General features: G+C 71.0%; 17 protein-coding genes and 4 pseudogenes. 6 read left to right on the forward strand and 15 right to left on the reverse strand.

Annotated elements, in window-relative coordinates; all coding sequences use genetic code 11:
* Position 1 precedes the first annotated feature (1 nt).
* Positions 2 to 2149, forward strand: a complete 2148-nt coding sequence (locus QSK45_RS10650) for a bifunctional serine/threonine-protein kinase/ABC transporter substrate-binding protein (RefSeq protein WP_285555467.1) — start codon at positions 2 to 4, stop codon at positions 2147 to 2149.
* Positions 2150 to 2236: 87 nt separating this feature from the next.
* Here QSK45_RS10650 and QSK45_RS10655 read toward each other — a convergent pair whose 3' ends face one another.
* Positions 2237 to 3478: an MFS transporter gene (locus QSK45_RS10655; RefSeq protein WP_285555468.1), complete on the reverse strand. Its 1242-nt coding sequence runs from the start codon at positions 3476 to 3478 to the stop codon at positions 2237 to 2239.
* A 99-nt stretch (positions 3479 to 3577) separates the two neighbouring features.
* Here QSK45_RS10655 and QSK45_RS10660 point away from each other — a divergent pair, with 99 nt between their 5' ends.
* Entirely contained in the window at positions 3578 to 4663 is a 1086-nt protein-coding gene (locus QSK45_RS10660; RefSeq protein ID WP_285555469.1) for a helix-turn-helix domain-containing protein, read from the forward strand.
* Positions 4664 to 4906: 243 nt separating this feature from the next.
* Here QSK45_RS10660 and QSK45_RS10665 read toward each other — a convergent pair.
* From QSK45_RS10665 to QSK45_RS10675, 3 genes and pseudogenes are all read right to left on the reverse strand, one after another.
* Positions 4907 to 5371, reverse strand: a pseudogene (locus tag QSK45_RS10665) (Tn3 family transposase); the annotation flags it as partial.
* A 94-nt stretch (positions 5372 to 5465) separates the two neighbouring features.
* Complete coding sequence (locus QSK45_RS10670; protein WP_285555471.1) at positions 5466 to 5864, reverse strand: PIN domain-containing protein; 399 nt, start codon at positions 5862 to 5864, stop codon at positions 5466 to 5468.
* Complete coding sequence (locus tag QSK45_RS10675; RefSeq protein ID WP_285555472.1) at positions 5864 to 6139, reverse strand: hypothetical protein; 276 nt, start codon at positions 6137 to 6139, stop codon at positions 5864 to 5866. Before QSK45_RS10675 ends, QSK45_RS10670 begins: the two co-directional genes overlap by 1 nt.
* Positions 6140 to 6363: 224 nt before the next feature.
* Between QSK45_RS10675 and QSK45_RS10680 the strand changes: the two are divergent.
* Positions 6364 to 6495: pseudogene (locus QSK45_RS10680) on the forward strand (telomere-protecting terminal protein Tpg); the annotation flags it as partial.
* Between the two features lie 128 nt (positions 6496 to 6623).
* Here the strand turns inward: QSK45_RS10680 and QSK45_RS10685 are convergent.
* Together QSK45_RS10685 and QSK45_RS10690 are read right to left on the reverse strand one after the other, a co-directional pair.
* The gene (locus QSK45_RS10685) at positions 6624 to 8021 is read right to left on the reverse strand and encodes a caspase family protein (RefSeq protein WP_285555473.1); all 1398 of its coding nucleotides are present in this window, start codon (positions 8019 to 8021) and stop codon (positions 6624 to 6626) included.
* The gene (locus QSK45_RS10690; protein ID WP_285555474.1) at positions 8018 to 8395 is read right to left on the reverse strand and encodes an effector-associated constant component EACC1; all 378 of its coding nucleotides are present in this window, start codon (positions 8393 to 8395) and stop codon (positions 8018 to 8020) included. The genes QSK45_RS10685 and QSK45_RS10690 overlap by 4 nt, the downstream gene beginning before the upstream one ends.
* 513 nt (positions 8396 to 8908) lie before the next feature.
* On the opposite strand from QSK45_RS10690, the gene QSK45_RS10695 reads away from it, so the two are divergent.
* Complete coding sequence (locus QSK45_RS10695) at positions 8909 to 9565, forward strand: HD domain-containing protein (protein ID WP_285555475.1); 657 nt, start codon at positions 8909 to 8911, stop codon at positions 9563 to 9565.
* 37 nt (positions 9566 to 9602) lie between these two features.
* On the opposite strand, the gene QSK45_RS10700 is transcribed toward QSK45_RS10695, so the two are convergent.
* The 5 genes and pseudogenes from QSK45_RS10700 to QSK45_RS10715 all read right to left on the reverse strand — a co-directional run bounded on the left by QSK45_RS10700 (position 9603) and on the right by QSK45_RS10715 (position 11565).
* Entirely contained in the window at positions 9603 to 9995 is a 393-nt protein-coding gene (locus tag QSK45_RS10700) for a YkvA family protein (protein ID WP_285555476.1), read from the reverse strand.
* Positions 9996 to 10071: 76 nt separating this feature from the next.
* Positions 10072 to 10257 (reverse strand): annotated as a pseudogene (locus tag QSK45_RS38440) (Chromate resistance protein ChrB); the annotation flags it as partial.
* A 54-nt stretch (positions 10258 to 10311) separates the two neighbouring features.
* Entirely contained in the window at positions 10312 to 10488 is a 177-nt protein-coding gene (locus tag QSK45_RS10705) for a hypothetical protein (protein WP_285555477.1), read from the reverse strand.
* A 1-nt stretch (position 10489) separates the two neighbouring features.
* Positions 10490 to 10948 carry a hypothetical protein gene (locus tag QSK45_RS10710; RefSeq protein WP_285555478.1) on the reverse strand — a complete coding sequence of 153 codons (459 nt, stop codon included), beginning with the start codon at positions 10946 to 10948 and terminating at the stop codon, positions 10490 to 10492.
* 68 nt (positions 10949 to 11016) lie between these two features.
* Positions 11017 to 11565, reverse strand: coding sequence for a DUF2231 domain-containing protein (locus QSK45_RS10715; RefSeq protein WP_285555479.1), 549 nt, complete (start codon positions 11563 to 11565; stop codon positions 11017 to 11019).
* 124 nt (positions 11566 to 11689) lie between these two features.
* On the opposite strand from QSK45_RS10715, the gene QSK45_RS10720 reads away from it, so the two are divergent.
* Complete coding sequence (locus tag QSK45_RS10720; protein ID WP_490993534.1) at positions 11690 to 12442, forward strand: helix-turn-helix transcriptional regulator; 753 nt, start codon at positions 11690 to 11692, stop codon at positions 12440 to 12442.
* A 522-nt stretch (positions 12443 to 12964) separates the two neighbouring features.
* On the opposite strand, the gene QSK45_RS10725 is transcribed toward QSK45_RS10720, so the two are convergent.
* Both QSK45_RS10725 and QSK45_RS10730 read right to left on the reverse strand, forming a co-directional pair.
* On the reverse strand, positions 12965 to 13375 hold the full coding sequence (locus tag QSK45_RS10725; protein WP_285555480.1) for a hypothetical protein: 411 nt from the start codon (positions 13373 to 13375) through the stop codon (positions 12965 to 12967).
* Between the two features lie 29 nt (positions 13376 to 13404).
* The gene (locus QSK45_RS10730) at positions 13405 to 14058 is read right to left on the reverse strand and encodes an MBL fold metallo-hydrolase (RefSeq protein WP_490993543.1); all 654 of its coding nucleotides are present in this window, start codon (positions 14056 to 14058) and stop codon (positions 13405 to 13407) included.
* 164 nt (positions 14059 to 14222) lie between these two features.
* Here QSK45_RS10730 and QSK45_RS10735 point away from each other — a divergent pair, with 164 nt between their 5' ends.
* Entirely contained in the window at positions 14223 to 14651 is a 429-nt protein-coding gene (locus tag QSK45_RS10735; RefSeq protein ID WP_285555482.1) for a MarR family winged helix-turn-helix transcriptional regulator, read from the forward strand.
* Positions 14652 to 14691: 40 nt separating this feature from the next.
* Here QSK45_RS10735 and QSK45_RS10740 read toward each other — a convergent pair.
* A pseudogene (locus QSK45_RS10740) lies at positions 14692 to 15164 on the reverse strand (transposase); the annotation flags it as partial.
* 32 nt (positions 15165 to 15196) lie between these two features.
* Positions 15197 to 15514 carry a DDE-type integrase/transposase/recombinase gene (locus QSK45_RS10745; RefSeq protein ID WP_395485427.1) on the reverse strand — a complete coding sequence of 106 codons (318 nt, stop codon included), beginning with the start codon at positions 15512 to 15514 and terminating at the stop codon, positions 15197 to 15199.
* Between the last annotated feature and the right edge of the window lie 197 nt (positions 15515 to 15711).

A 15711-nucleotide genomic window follows, 5' to 3' on the forward strand; every position in this document is an offset into this window, starting at 1 on the left:
GGTGCGTCCGCTCACCGCCCAGGACCCGGAGTCGGTCGGCGGGTACCGCCTGCTCGCGCGGATCGGCGTGGGTGGCATGGGCGTCGTCTACCTCGCCCGTTCGCAGGGCGGTTCCCTGGCCGCCCTGAAGGTGATCCGCGCCGAGCACGCCGCCGATCCGGGCTTCCGGGCCCGCTTCCGCCGCGAAGCACAGGCCGCCGCGCGGGTCGACGGCCGCTGGACCGCGCCCGTCACGGCCGCCGACCCGGAGGCGGCCCAGCCCTGGATCGCGACTGCCTTCGTCCCCGGGCCCTCGCTCGCCGAGACCGTCGCGGGGCACGGGCCGCTGCCCCCGGCCACGGTGCGGGCGCTGGGGACCCGGCTCGCCGAGGCGCTCACCGCCGTCCACGCGGCCGGTCTGGTGCACCGCGACGTCAAGCCGGGCAATGTGCTGCTCGCCCTTGACGGGCCCCGTCTCATCGACTTCGGCATCGCCCGCGTCGGCGGAGCCACCGCCCTGACCGCGACCGACGTGGTGATCGGCACGCCCGGCTATCTCTCACCGGAACAGGCCCGCGCCCGCGACGAGGAGGTGGGCCCGCCCAGCGACGTCTTCTCGCTGGGCTGCGTCCTCGCCTACGCGGCGACCGGTCGGCCGCCGTTCGGCGGCGGGCCGGCGCCCACCGTGCTCTACCGCACGGTCCACGAGCACCCCGACCTCGGCGCCATCACGGAGGATGGCCTGCGGAGCCTGGTCGCCCGCTGTCTCGCCAAGGACCCGGCCGCCCGCCCGACCGTGCCGGAACTGCGCGCCGGACTGGGTGACTTCGGCACCGACGACTGGCTGCCACCAGGGCTGCCCGCAGTGATCGCCGAACGCTCGGCCCAGGTGCTGCGCCTGCCCGAGCCTGAACGGCCTACGGCGCCCGGCACGCTGGTGGACGAGTCGCCCGCGCCGAACCTCAGGCGCCTGCTGGTTCTGGGAGGTGTGGCCGCCGGCGTGCTGGCCGCCGGCGGCACCGCGGCCGCCTGGCTGACCGGTCGCGGCGACGGGCCGTCCACCACCGCCCCGCGCCGGCGCCGTACCGTCGCCGTTCAGGCCGACCTCTCCGGTTCCGGCAGGACGCTCGGTACCTCGGTCGAGCGCGGGGTCCGGCTGGCGGTGGAGCAGCACAATGCGCGCGCGGACCGTCGCTTCGACCTGGACCTCACGGTCGTCGACGACGCGGGGGACGCCGGCCGGGCCAAGGAGGTGGCCCGGCGCCTCGTCGCGGACGGCCGCGTGTGCGCGGTGATCGGGCCGACGTCCGACGCCACGGCCCTGGCGGCCGCGGACCGGTACAAGAAGGCGTTGCTGCCGATGGTGACGGCCTGGGCGGGCTCAGACGCCCTGTACGCCGCCGTGGACACGCAGAACCCCACGTCGTCCGTGTTCCAGCTACGCCCCTCCGACACCGCGATCGGCGCGCCCCTGGTCCGCTATCTCACCAGCCTGCGCCCGGCCCGCCGCACCTTTCTCGTCGAGGACCGGGCGGCCCGGGACTACAGCTGGCTGATCGCCCAGAACCTGGAGGCGAACCCTCCGTCCCACGGCACGGTCATCCGGCACCAGGTCGCCGCCGACACCGGTGACTTCGGCCCCGCCGTCGCCGCCGCCCTCGCGGCACGCGCACAGGCCGTCGTCTACTGCGGTGACTCCTCGCGGCGCGCCGCCTCCTGCGCACGGGCGCTGCGGGCGGCGGGGTTCACCGGTACCCCCGCCGCGACCCAGGCCGTCCTCACACCCGAGTTCCTGCGAGCGGCCGGCGCGGCGACCGAGGGGTGGGTCTTCTCGGCGACGTTCGTGGACCCGGCGCGTCTGACGCCGGCCGCCGGTTTCGTGCGGTCGTTCACGAAGCGGTATGGCGTCCAGAACGTCGGCTGGGGCGCGGCCGAGGCCTACGACGCCCTCGGTCTCGTCGCGCGCGTCCTCGCCACCGCGGGAACGGGCCCCGCGGACCGGAGCGACCTCACCCGACGGCTGCGGGCCGTGTCGTACCGGGGCATCACCCGGACGATCGCCTTCCGGACGCACACGGGGCAGGTGGAGGAGGAACCCGGGCTGTTCCTGTGGCGGGTGGAGCACGGGACGCCGCTCTTCCTGGGCCAGTACCAGGAGGTGAGGGCCTAGGACAGTGATCACGACTGCCCGCCAGGACGTCCTGCAAGGCTTCCGGGTACCGGCGGAAGGCCCGGCCTTCTACGTCGATCGCCGAGCTCACGAGCCTGCTCGCGCCCGCGGGCAGCAACCGCTGAGCCGCGTTCCTTGGTCCTTCTCAGTGGCAACGGCGGTGGCGGAGAGCAACGTCGTAGCGGCGAGGCTGCCCCAGAGGACGGCCTGGCCGTGGGAGGCGAGAGCGGTGATGACCGCCGGGGAGACGGCGAGGCCGAAACCTGTGGAGAGCTGGAAGCGGGCGAGGGCGCGTCCCAGGACATGGGCCGGGGCGAGGGCGGTGACGAGCGCGGTGGCGCTGCCGGCGTAGGCGATCTCGCCGACGGTGCAGAGCACGGACACCGCGGCGATGACCGGGGCACGCCAGCCGTGTCCCAGTGAGGTGGCCGCGAGGAAGCCGAGGTAGGACGCGGCGATCACCACGCCGGCGAGGGCCAGCACGATGCGCCGGGAGAAGCGGGACAACAGGACGGTAACCGGCACCTGCAGGATGACCACCAGCGCCGTGTTCGCCACGAAGATGGCTGCCGACCACACCGGGGATGCGTGCAACTGGGTCACCAGGACCAGGGGGAGCGCGATTTCGGGGACGTTGAGGCAGAAGACGTAGACGACATTGGCGGCCAGCAGCGTGCGCATCCGAGGTGCGGGCACATGGGCCCTGTCCTTGGCCGGGGTAGCAGCCGGCTGCGTGCGCAGGTGGACCGACCATGCCAGGGCTGCCGCGGTGAGATAGGCGAGCCCGGTGACGGCTGCCAGCGCCTGCAGTGCGGTGGTGCCGCCCGCCAGACAGGCGGTGGCGACGAGGGCGCCCGCGCCCATGCCGGCGTTGCGCAGGGCACGGCCTGCCGCGAGAGCCGCGTCGCGTTCGCGGCCGTGGGCGACCGTGGCCACGAGGGCTGCGTGGGCGGCCGGCCATGCCTGGTTGCCGATGCCGAGGAAGAGTGCCGCCGCCGCGAACAGCCGGACGTGCCCCGCCGGGGTGGCCAGCAGCAGCGCCACGCCCAGCACCCGTATCAGCATCGACGCTGCCACGACCGTGCTGCGTGCGCCCCGGTCCAGCCATCGGCCGACAGCGGGCATGCACGCCAGCCCTGCGACGATGCCGGCCGTCATGGCGATGCCGGTGGCCGACGCGGACAGCCTCAGCACCGTCACCCCGTAGAGCAGCAGAAAGGGCCGCAGCAGGCCGGTGCCGAGCGCGTCCACGGCCACGGCGACGGCATAGCGGGGGCCTCCGGAGGCACGGACGAGGGCGCGCAGCTGGACCTTGGTGGTGGTTGCCATGGCGTCAACGGTGCGTCCGGCCGCCGGGCCGCCCATGTCGGTTGACGGACATCGTCAATCGACGCGGTCGTCGGCCAGCCGACCAGCGATAATGAGGGGATGACGTTGAGGATCGACATCGGCGGCCTGCCGTCCGGGCGACTGCGGTTCGCTGCCTCTCCGCTGGCCGAGCTGACCGCGATGCTGCACGTGCTGGCCGAACCCGCGCATCACCCGCAGTTCGCCGGCTGGGCCGGGGACGTCTGGGCCGGGCTGCGGCCGGAGCTGGCCGAGCGGCTCAGGGAGGCAGAGTTCCTCTGGCGTTCCTCACGAGCCGACTTCCTGGTCCCCGCTAGCCCCCGGCTTGCCCTCGCCGAAGAGTTGGACGATGTGGACCGGATCGACGATGAAACGTATGTGACCGCCGCGCTCATTACCACGTGCGGCAGCAACCGGGTCCACTTCGCCGCGCCGTCGCCGCTCGCCGACGCGACGGCGCGTGAGCGCGCCCTGGACCTCGCCCAGGCCCGCGGCGCGCTCCAAGAGGCCTTCGCGGAAAGGCTGCTCGCGGACCCGGCGGCCGTACGGGCACGGGTGCGGGACACCCTCGAACAGTGCGCCGAGGCCTTCTTCGACACCGCCTGGGCGGGCGTCGTCCCGCAGCTCGCCACCGACCTGCGCCTGAAGAACGACCTGCTGAAGCGCCAGGGCACCGGGGCGGCACTCGCATCGGTCTCCGGCGCCGTGGCCCTGGCGCCGGACGGCGACCGCATCGTCGTGGACAAGCTGCAGGACAATGCAACCGCCGCCCACGGCACCGGGGTCACCTTCATCCCCAGTGTCTTCGGCCGCCCGCACCTGGTGGTGGTCCACGCGCCCGGATGGCAGCCGGTGGTGCAGTACCCCGTGGCCGAGGCGAGTCCATCGGAGCCGGTATCGCTGGAAACGGTCACGCTACGGCTGGAGGCACTCGCGCATCCGGTACGGCTGCGGCTGCTGCGCACCCTGGCCCGCGGCCCGCACACCACCGGTGAGTTGGCCCACGCCTGGGAACTTTCATCGCCCGAGGTTTCCCGCCACCTCGCTGTCCTGCGCCGCGCGGGCCTGCTCACGGCCCGGCGGCAGGGGCGTTACGTCCGTTACACCGTCAATCTGCCCGATCTGACGGCGCTGGGAGCCGACCTGCTGGCAGCCGTACTGCGCTGAGTAGCTTCGGTCTGCCAGAACGCGAGCGACCGCCGCCTTCGCGACATCGTCCAACTCGGCAGACCGCCGAGCGGTACCGGCGCGACCGCCTGCTGCCCTCGGGCAGCCGGGCAGCGGACTGGCTGCACCGCCGGACGTTCCTCCTGGCCATGCCTCCAGGTCCTCCCATCCGGCGGCGCAGGCCAGGCCGGGTCACTCCTCGTCGGTGGCGTCCGGGCCGCGCAGCGGACGCGGGCCGCCGGGCGGCGGGGTCAGCTCGAACAGCGCGGCGATCGCGGCCGCCAGCTCGTGACGCGGCACCACCTGCTCGATCCCCGCCCACATCGCCTCCAGCGTCTCCGCCTTCGGAGGGCTGATCTCCCCGGTGTCGGTGTCGACCTGCTCAGCCGTGGTGTCGAACAGGACCCGGAAGGCGGTGGCCAGCCGTATCCCGGCCCGCTCGACCCTGGGCAGAGTCTTCAGCTTCTCCTTCGCCGTCTCCCGCTCCGCCCGCGCGAGCAGCTTCGTCGCGATCAGCACCTCCAGTGGATCCAGGGCGTCATCGACCGCGCGGGACGTCAGGTAGACCGCGGTGGCCAGCAGCGTGGCCAGGCGCCGGGACTCGCCGTGCCGCTTGAGCAGTGACGCCTCGCCGTCGACGCCGTACCGCGACAGCTCCGCCAGCCGCCGCGGCGGTATCCCGGACACGTCCACCTCGCCCATTCCGAGGTCGGTGCCCCCAAGACGCTCCGGGTGCATGCGGCGATCGCGACGGCAGGGCAGGCGAGGGCGATCGTCCTCAGCCGGTCGGGGCGGCTGATGGCTACTGGTCGGGGTGGACGGCTTGGACGCCGGTACCCGCGTACGCCTTGGGGGTGAGGGTGAGCAGGTACCGGCCGGTGGGGTGTGTGGGGGAGGGGCGGGCGGCGTGGATGGCGTGGACGGCGGCCCAGGAGTGTCCGAAGCGCAGCAGTTCGGTGGCGGTGACCGCGGCGTCGGTGTCGAAGGCCTCGATCCGGATGAACCGCAGGCCCTTGATGTAGCCGAGCAGCCCAGGCCGGTCGGTGTCGCCGGCCGTCAGGGAGAGCACCGGCGCGTACAGGTCGCCGAGTCCGCCGGATGCCTGGACGTAGAACGCGGCGACCGCCTCGTTGAACGGGTCCTTCGGGTCGTACAACGCACCCGCGGTCGTGTGGTCCAGGACGACCGCGATCGTCGCCACTATGCGGCCGCCTGCGAGCTGTGCGCGGCGCCGCCCAGACGCTCGAGCAGGGCCTTCGCCCTCGCCTCGGCTTCCGGGCTCGGCGCGCTGCCGAGGGCGGAGGCGAGCTCGGCTCGGGCCAGCTCGGCCCGCTCGGCGTACTCGGCCTGCGTGGGCGTGCCCTGCGCGAGGTCCTCCACCAGGCTGCGAATGGTGGTGCCGTGCTCGGCCGCCAGCTGGGCGAGCCGGTCCCGCGCGGCCGTACTCACCTTGATGCTCGTCTCGTCTGCTGCCATACCCCTCACTCTACCGCGCCCCTCTACCGCGGGTAGAGGAAACGGCGGCACCATGCCTCGGTGGCCCCGCCCACGCGCGCGGAAGACAGCTCTCGAGACGCTTCGTGTCCGGGCGAGGGTGCTCCTTCCGCGCACGGTCCTCCCCGGGAGCCCCCGTCAAGGTGGTGAGGCGGGAGAGCCCTGCCGGACGCGGGTGCCGCTGTGATCGTTCGATTCGCGGGTGGCCCCAGCGCGCCGCCCCCTCCTTCGACGTCCAGGGGGCCGATGCCGGCGACCAGGAACTTCAGCAGGTCGCCGCCGAGGCACTGCGCGAGGTGTACTTGCAGGACAGCGGCCGCCGCGCCGGCAGCCTGAAAAGGAGGGTGCCGCCCGTGCTCTGGTTCGACCGCCGCCGCTGCGTATCCGGGCAGCACGCCGGTTCGGTGTCGGCCATCGAGCTCCGCCCGGTGCTGCCCCGGAGCCGCGGTGCCGAAGCGCATCCGGTCTACGGCGGGGAGCCGGCCCATCTCCGCCGGACAGGCCCCAGAGCGGTTTTCGAGGGTGTCGATGACGGAGTCGATCCGTTACCGGCGCCTGAGGGGCCGGCGGTGGGGCAGGTTCCATCCGTGACCGTGGCGGACAAAGTGACGGTCGCGGAGATCAGGTCGTGGCCGGGAGTCTTGAGAGTCGTGGTGACGTGCATGCAGAAGGCGAGGCCAACGTCTTGGCTGGTGACTTCGTAGTCACCAGCGTTGCTGTCGCTGACGGTGCCGTCGCTGTCGGTCTTCGTAACGTGTTTCACCGAGGGTGTGAATCCGTGGGGTGGCCCTTTGCCCGACTCGTCGATGAGCTGTGCGATGTAGCCCTCGAGAGGTGCGTCGGCGAACTTCGGCCGTTTGCCCAGCTCCACAGCCGCTCGCTGCACCGCCTCTCGGAGGTTGTCCTTGTCCCAGTGCGTCTCCGCGTCCAGCCAATACCATCCGATCAGTCCGGCCAGCGAGAAGCAAAGCAGCAGCCACGCCCCCGCCGGAATGTGGAGCTTCACCTTCGGACGCCGGGGCCGCGGCGAGGCTGGGACGCCGCTTTGGTGCCACAGGGGCAGAGGCGGAGCAGAGGCGCCAGGGTCTGTCCACGCGGTGGGAGGCGGGTCGCCCACAGGGGCAGGGCGAGGCGCAGTGGGATCAGGGGGACGCACCAGGACGAGATTGCCGGCGTTGTTGACCACCCGGCGCTGAGGTCGCGGCATATCGCGCACTGCGAGATCGCGTCGCACCTCGTCGAAGAGGTCGTCCAGGCTCAGCGCCACCGGCCCTCTCAGGGCTTTGAGCAGGGCGCCGGTGAATGCCGTGTGCGTCGCGCCTTCGGGCGCGTAGGCGACGGCGTTCGCGGAGGTGGAGGCGAGCGTGTAAGTGCCGGCAACGTCGATCTGCCCGGCGACCGTGCTGTGCCCGCTCGTCATCGCTTCGATGGCCCGTCCGGAGAAACAGCAGTCCAGGACCAGCACTCGGATCGCCGCCGGGCTGTCGAGCAGTTCCTCCCGCAAGGTTTCGAACGGCAGCGCGGTCCAGCGGATGTCTGCTGCATCGGTGCGGGGTAACGCGAGGTGGAGCCTGCCCCGGTCGTCCACCAGTCCGTGCCCGCCGTAGTACACGAACAGCAGGTCGGTCGCTTCCGCGGCCGCGCGGGCGAGGAGGGTACCCACCTCGCCCGCGGTGGCGGGATCAGCTGCGGTGATGCAATGCTCCACCGGCAGGGAGCCGGTGGCCGGATCGGTGAGCACCTGCCGCAGGTCTGCGAGGTTGGCGCCGATGGCGGGCAGACTGGGCAGACCGGATCCGTCGGCGTGGGTGCCGGTGCCTATGAGAATGGCGCGCGAGCGGTCTGGGTCAGGCAACCGCGTCACTGCGGATTTCCCTCTGCTTCATCGCTGTTGAGCATGCGCTCGATATCCCGCGCGAGCGCTTGCGGGTCGACGCCCTTGGCGTCCACCTCTACGGTGCGGCCGTCCCGCGTGCTCACCGTGATCCGCACGTCAGAGCGTCGCTGGCTGATCCAGGTGGACAGGCAGTTGGCGAGCACCGCGCCCATACCTCCGGATCCGACGGCCACCGCGAGCGCGTCCAGCGCTCCGCCCATCTCCCCCGGAGAGAGCGGGGACTGGAATGCCCGCACCCTGCCCCGCAGTCCGTCCTCATGACGTAACCAGTCCCTCAAAGACCGCAGTTCGTCTTCCGAACTTGATACGCGCAACCACAGTTCCCGTTCGCCTTCGCTCATCACGGGTCCATCCTGGCCCAGATTCCGTCCCGTCAGTCCCGGACTACGGAAAAGTAGACCAGCGAGGTCGGAGGGTGGACAAGCGGGCCAGGAACTGTCCACGCACGTGAAGGGCGCAAAGCGCGCCGCACTCCGGGCAGGTCAGCAGCTGATCATGCCGGTGCCGCCGTTTCACTCGGCATGGGCAAGCGTCATTGCAAGGGTCATGATCCGGTCGGACGCCTGCCGGGCCCGGTACGTCTGGGCCCGGCACACGTCGTACCGGCGCCGGGCCGACGCGTTCCTCGGCAGCCGGGCCCGCAGGAGGCGCGGAAGCGAATGCGGACCACGCTTCCAGCGTTGCTGACCGGGCCTCTCCCGCGGGCCCTTGCTGTCGAAGCTCGTTTCCGGCACAGACCTGGGGAGCGGTCGTGGAAAGTGACCCAAGGCGGTTGACGTCTGAAACGCCGTTCGTTTGTGGTTCCGGAGCGAGATTCACTCTTCGAGCCGGGCAGTGCATGCCACGATGAGCCCATGAGTGACGAGCGCCGCAGCTTACTTGCCGAGAAGACGCCCTTCCCCGACGACCTCGATGATCGACTGCATGCCCAGTTCACCTTTCTCGTCGAGATCGACCAGCTCAAGACCATCCTTCGTCAGTCTCCCCTCGCCGCGGCCGACCGCCGTGAGAACGACGCGGAGCACTCGTGGCACCTGGCGATGATGGTTGCGATCCTCGCCGAGTACTCCGACCGGCCTATCGATGTAGGCCACACCATCCAGCTCGTTCTCCTGCATGATCTTGTGGAGATCTATGCCGGCGACACGCCCCTGTACGACAGTGCTGCGGGGAGCGATCAGAACGAACGGGAAGTTGCCGCTGCTGACGAGCTCTTCGGCTTGCTTCCGGCGGATCAGGCTCAGCGTATGCGGCTTCTGTGGGACGAGTTCGAGGAACGTCGCACTCCGGAAGCCAAGTTCGCCAAGGCGATGGACCGGCTGCAGCCACTCCTCCTCAACTGGATGGCACGTGGCGGCACATGGCGTACTCCGGGCATCACCGCTGATGATGTCCGGGCCCGCAAGGCCGTGATCGGGGAGGCGTCCGCCTCCCTCTGGAGGGCCGGGCGGCGCCTCATCGACGAGGGGGAGACGCGCGGCTGGTCGAGACGTGCCGCGCCCCGGGGTTGACGGGTGCCACGTCGTTGCTCTGCGCCTGGAGAGCGCGTCACGTGGTCACTGAAGCAGGATCACCTTGCGGAGTAGTTCGCATGCGGCTCGTCCACAGAGTTGCCTCTTGATTTCTTTGACGCGGTTCACGGGGCCTTCCGCGCACGACCACGAGGGCGTCGTCGGCGTAGCCGAGGACGGGGATGAAGCCCGGTACCAGGTCGAGGGGCATGGCGAGGTAGCCGAGCAGCAGCCACAGTCGCACCGCACCCTGCGGGAGGGCCCGGTCGCGGGCGAGGCGGGGGAGGGGCCGCAGTAGGTCGGGCAGCAGCCGGATCGCTTCGGTCAGCAGGTCGCCGCGCGGGCGGGCGAGGGCCGGGGCGGCGAGGATGAGGAGCCGGAGCAGCAGGCCGCCTGTGACGGTCAGGGCTATGGACCACAAGGTGTTCACGGGCGGTGGCTTTCCACGGCGCGCAGCCGTACCGCGGCACGGCCGGTACTGCCGCGGTGGTCTCGGCGGCGAGGGCGGCGGCCTCGAACCTCTTCATCGCCTGCCGGGCGGGGTCGAGTTCGGCACGGACCTCGGTGCCGATCGGGGCGGCGAAGTAGTCGCGGGCTTTGATCTCGGCCACCCAGGTCTCGAAGCGGGCCCGGTCGGCCTCGGACTCCTCGACCTCGGCGAAGGTGGTGCGGCCTTTGGCGGTCTCGGTCGTGACCGAGGCGGAATGCGCCGATCAGCTCGCCGCGCTCGACCGGATCTGTCGGGGTCAGGAGGCGGCGGAGATGCCGAGAGAGTGGAGGAACCGGCCGGCCGCCGCTTCTGCGGTGGCCGGGTCGATGCCGGCGGGCTCGTGGACGACCCGGAGGGCGGGCCGGGCAGGAGCCGCGTCCTCCTCGTCTTGCGGGTGTGTTCGGGTGGTGGCGTGGAGGGGGCGCTCGGTCATCTCAGCTTCCTCCGATGCCGAGGGCGGTGAGCAGGACCAGGACGAGGGTGGCCACGGCGAACAGTCCGTGGGCCAGGACGACCGCCACCGGGAAGTGACGCTCGGCGGGAACGGTTCCGCCGGCTCCTGATGAAGCCGCTGCGGCGGCCGGAGCTTGGGTGGTGGCGCGGTCGCGGTAGACCGGGATCCATCGGGCCAGCATCACGAATCCCAGCACGGCGACGGGCAGCAGCAGGCCGAAGGAGATCCAGGCCAGGGCGCTTTTGTCGGCGATGACGTAGACGATCCATACCACCAGTCCGATCGCGGCCAGGGCGAAGTGGCCGAAGACGACGGGGGCGGGCAAGCGGCTGGTGCCGGATTGCTGCTGGCTGATCCCGCCGCGTTGGATCCAGGTGCCGAGCATGTAGAAGCCGCCGAGTGCGGTGACCACCCAGGTGATCAGTGCGGCGATGTCCATGGGGAACTCCCGAATGAGAATGTCGAAGGCGGCCGGAGAGGCCGGCCTGTAGTGGGGGTTGTGCGGTTCTAGGCGGCTGGGCGGACGTTTCGCGCGCTGGTGCCGGGCGTGTATCCCTCAGCTTGGGTGTCTTCGTCGGCGACGCGGACGCCGTAGCGGTAGGCGAGCTTGCCGCCCAGGAATCCCGAGACCCCCAGGAGAACGAGGCTGACCGCGGACAGACCGAGGCTGCCCCAGTCGACGCTTCTGCCGCTGCTGTAGGTGCTGTGACGCCACAGGAAGTTGACCGCGTAGGCGATGGTCACCAGCAGGTTCAGCGTCATGTGGACCAGGGCGGTGCGGAAGGCCGGCGTCCGGGCGGGGATCGCGAACAGGTCGAGGAAGCCGACCATGGCCGCCAGCAGGGCGCCGATCACCCCGACCGCGATCAGCCACTCCGAGCCCTGGGTGAGGAATCCCGGCCGGTTGGTCACGTGGGAGGCGATGTCGAACACCAGGCTGGTCACCCAGGCGCCGATCGGCACCGTGACCAGGATCGGGTGGAACGGGTGGCCGTATGGGCCGGCGAGCAAGGCGCTGACCGGACGCTTTGCCTGGAGCCGGGATGCATCAGTCATCGTGACCTCCTCCGCTCGTTTCACTAACAAGTCTTGGTCTTATTGCTGATGGTCGTCAAGACTTGCAGGAGAGCAGGGCAGCGGGAACACTTGTGCCTACGCATATGGGGGATACGGTGGTGTCGTGGCTTCCGAGCAGACAGTTCCGGCCGACACGGTCGGCAGCGCTATCGACTCCGTCAGCGTCCTGAGTGAGGACTCGCGACGGCGCATGTTCGCTTTCATCCGCCGCGCCGGGCACGCCGTCACCCGCGACGAGGCCGCCGCGAACGTCGGCATCTCCCGCAAGCTCGCCGCCTTCCACCTCGACAAGCTCGTCGACGCCGGCCTGCTGCGCGCCCGCTACGAGACGCCGGGTGGGATCCGCAAGGTCGGCAGGCGGCCGAAGGTGTACGAGCCCACCGACGCCCAGATCACCGTGAGCATCCCCGACCGGCGACACGAACTCCTCGCGGACCTTCTCCTGGAGGCGGTCCTGACCGAGGGAGCGGACGAAAACGCTGTTCAGTCGGCCATGCGGACCGCCGGGCGGCGCGGCCGGCAGCTGGGTGAGGCCGCACGGGAGGAGACCCGCCCCGGGCGTCTGGGTCCCGAGCGCGGGCTGACCGCCTGCGAGGCGCTGCTGGAGGTGTACGGCTACGAACCCGTCCGGGAGGCCCCCACCCGGCTCCGGCTGCGCAACTGTCCGTTCCATCCGCTGGCCGTGAAAGCTCCTGACCTGGTGTGCGGCATGAACCAGGCCTTCCTGGGCGGCTACCTCACCGGCTTGGAGGTCAACGGTATCCAGGCCGTCCTGGCCCCCGAACCCGGTGAATGCTGCGTACGGCTGTGCCCGACCGATCCCGACCGTGATGACCAGACGCTCCAGGATCACTGACACGGCGCACGGCCGCATGTCCCCGCGGGCCACCGACGCGATGCGCACCCCCTGAGGATTGAGGATCACGCAACCGCCCGCGATCCCACTGCGGGACACATGTCACTGGTGCCCGACGTCTGATCGAGCTGGTCAGGCGGCTGTCGGCGGCGCGCACCGCACCCCCTGCACCTCCCGCCCGACCGGCTCGCCGGAGCGGCGGGCTGGGCTGGCTTCTGATCCGCATCCTCGCTGAGCAGGTCAGCGTCCTGCCCGCCGAGGACGGCAAGGAGCGCGCTCAGTCGCGGCGCCGGGCCGAGGCGCCTCTCGGCGGCCGGGCCCCCGCGCGATTCGCAGAAGCGGATGCGCGCCATGCTCCCAGCACCGCCCTGGCGCCGCCGACCCTCTCCACCGGTGACTTCACGCACCAGGCGTACGAGGCGGCCTTCGGCTCGGTCGGCGAGCGCTACTGGATCCCGGCCTTGCGACGGCGAAGCCGAGCGGGGCCGCCAGGTCCTCGACGTCATGTCGCCACCATCGGCATCACCGACTGCGGAATGACAAGCGCCATCGGCTACGCCGCGGCGTAGCCGCCGCCTCGGCCTCCGGCTCCGGCTCCGTCCTGGGCGGCGGGGCGATCCGGTCCGGATCCAGCCCCACCTTGTCCGGGTGCACACACGCCGGCGTCCGGTCGTCCAGCGTGTAGCGGAAGCCATCGGCCGGATCGAACGGGCACTCCCACGAGGGCCGCGAATACACCACGAACGCCTCGCGCGGCAAGCGCTTCGACGGGCAGATGCCACACGCCGGATGGTCCTCGCCCTGGGCGAACGGCTCGCTCACAATGGCACGGTAGCCGAGCACCGGCACCCGCCGAGACCGGAACACTGGCGCGGTCGCCCCGATGCGGGCGGCGGTGAGGGTGTCGCCGGTGCGGATGGTCGCGAAACGCATGCCGCTCCAACGTGCGGGAGCCCAGAGCCTTACTGGGCCTGGAGTTGGACGGTGGTGCCCGGCGCGAGGCGCTGGATGGCGGTGCCGGTCAGGCCGTTCTCGCCGAGGAGGTTGGCGACGGAGTTCTGCCCGAGTTCGCTGAGCATGAGTTCGTGGATCTGGATGATGTGTTCGGGCTTGACGGCGCGGACGTAGTCGGCGGCTTCGCCGAGCTTCGTCCACGGTCCGCTGGTGGGGAGCAGCAGGGTGCGCACGGGGGCGTCGGGTGCAAAGTAGGCGTCGCCGGGGTGGTAGAGAGCGCCCTCGTCGAGGAGGTAGCCGACGTTGTCGGGGCACGGGATGTCGGCGTGGATCAGCGCGTGGCGGTGCCCGTGCACGGTGACGGGGACGGAGCCGACGGTGAAGGTGTCGCCGGCGGCGACGGTGTGCACACGGCTGTCCTGGCCGCCGAGGGCCGCCGTGACGGCGGCGGTGCCGTAGACGTGCAGTTCGGGCCGGTCGGCGAGTGCGGCGGCGACCAGCTTCTCGTCGAAGTGGTCGAAGTGCTCGTGGGTGATCAGGACCGCTTGGGCCTGAGCGACAGCGGCCGCCGCGTCCGGGGTGAAGGTGCCGGGGTCGATCACCAGGCGGGTGTCGTCCTTCTCGACGGTGACGCAGGCGTGGGCGTGCTTGGTGAGCTTCACGGGGTTCCTCTCGGTCCGCATATTTCTACAACCAAACTGTACACCCTGGTTGTATATCTCGCGAGGTGTGGCCGTGCAGGAGCGGCTGGGCGGACGGCTTTGTGCGAGAGGTAGCACAACCAGGTTGTACAGACCGGTTGCGGAAATCGGGGTAGGTTGCCGCCATGGACGACGACAACCGACTCGCCGAGGAACTCCGCCTCACCGTCGGACAACTGGTGCGCACCGTGCGCACCGCCGACACCATGCCCGCAACCGAGTCCGCCGTCCTGGGCTGTCTCGACCGCGACGGCCCGACGACCACCGCCGACGTCGCCCAGCAGCGGGGCGTCAGCCATCAGGCGGTCGCCAAGGCGGTCAAGGGGCTGGTGACTCAGGGCCTGGTACGTACCGAGGCGCACCCAGCGGACGGCCGCAAGGTCCTGCTGCACCTCACTCCCGCGGGAAGCGAGCGCCTCGCCGAGGAACGGCGCAGGCGCGCGGAGACGCTCGGCGGCGCCATCAGCGACTCGCTGAGCGCCGAGGAACGCGCGACACTCGCGGCGGCACTGCCCCTGCTGGCCCGGTTGACGGCGCGCCTGAGAAACCGGTGAGCGCGGATCGCCTGGAGGCAACCCGCCATATGACCTAGGCTCGCAGCCTCGGATTGTCCACGACCTTGGCTGTCTTCGGGCGCCGAGCCCGGCGTTCAGCGTGCCACTGCGCGGTCGAGGCCCGGTAATCCAGCTTGTAGGTCCGGGTAGAGGCATTGCGCCGCAGCTCACGAGAGACCGTCGACGGCGCCCGTCCGAGCCTGCGGGCGATCTCGCGGACGCCGGCGCCCTGGGCATGCCAGACGGCGATGTCCTCCCGTTCGCGAAAAGACAGGTAGCGCCCGGACACCTCATCAGGAAGACACGGATTCACGCCGCCAGCGTGCCGGAACCAGCGGAATCCCACCGGCCCGGACACCCCGGCACCACTGCACGCATCCTCGGTCTTGGCACCCCGGGCAATCGCCGCCCAGAACCTGGCCCTGTCCTCACGCCAGGCCACCGACGGCCTGCCCGGCGACGGCATCAACCCCGACACGCACGAACCTGCTTGTGCCGCTCCACAGAGCCCATCGCTCCCCCTCCCGATCAAGGTGTTGCGACGATCAGTCGAATCCGTATCGCGCTCCGCGATCACGGTGCAGAATGCACCCGTCGACGTCTCCACGCCGGGCCACGGCGTTGTCCAGGGCGGCCGCGGCCAGGCGGGACTTCATCCGCTCGTCGATGGAGCAGCCCACGATCCTGTTGCTGAAGGCGTCCTTGATCGCGCGGAGACAGAGCTTGCCTTCGCCGGTCGCGTACTCGGTGATGTCGGCGAGCCACAGCCGGTTCGCGCAGGTCGCGGTGAAGTCACGGCGGACCAGGCCGTCGTGCACCGGCGGGCCGGCCTTCCTGCCCTTGCCGCGCTTCTTGCCGGACACGCTCCACCCGCGGTTGTCCCGGCAGTGACGGGCACCCCGTCCACGGCCGGCTCCTTCACGAGCGGGTAGATCCTTTTCCCGGCAGACGTGCCTGCGACGGACAGGCCGCGGCCCGCCGCAGGACCTCGTTCTATGCAGCAGGCCCTACCGCATGGTGGTGCCTCCCGGGCAGGGCCTGCCGGTGGCGATGACGACGT

Source organism: Streptomyces hygroscopicus subsp. hygroscopicus (genome assembly GCF_030269125.1).
GTDB lineage: Bacteria > Actinomycetota > Actinomycetes > Streptomycetales > Streptomycetaceae > Streptomyces > Streptomyces hygroscopicus_C.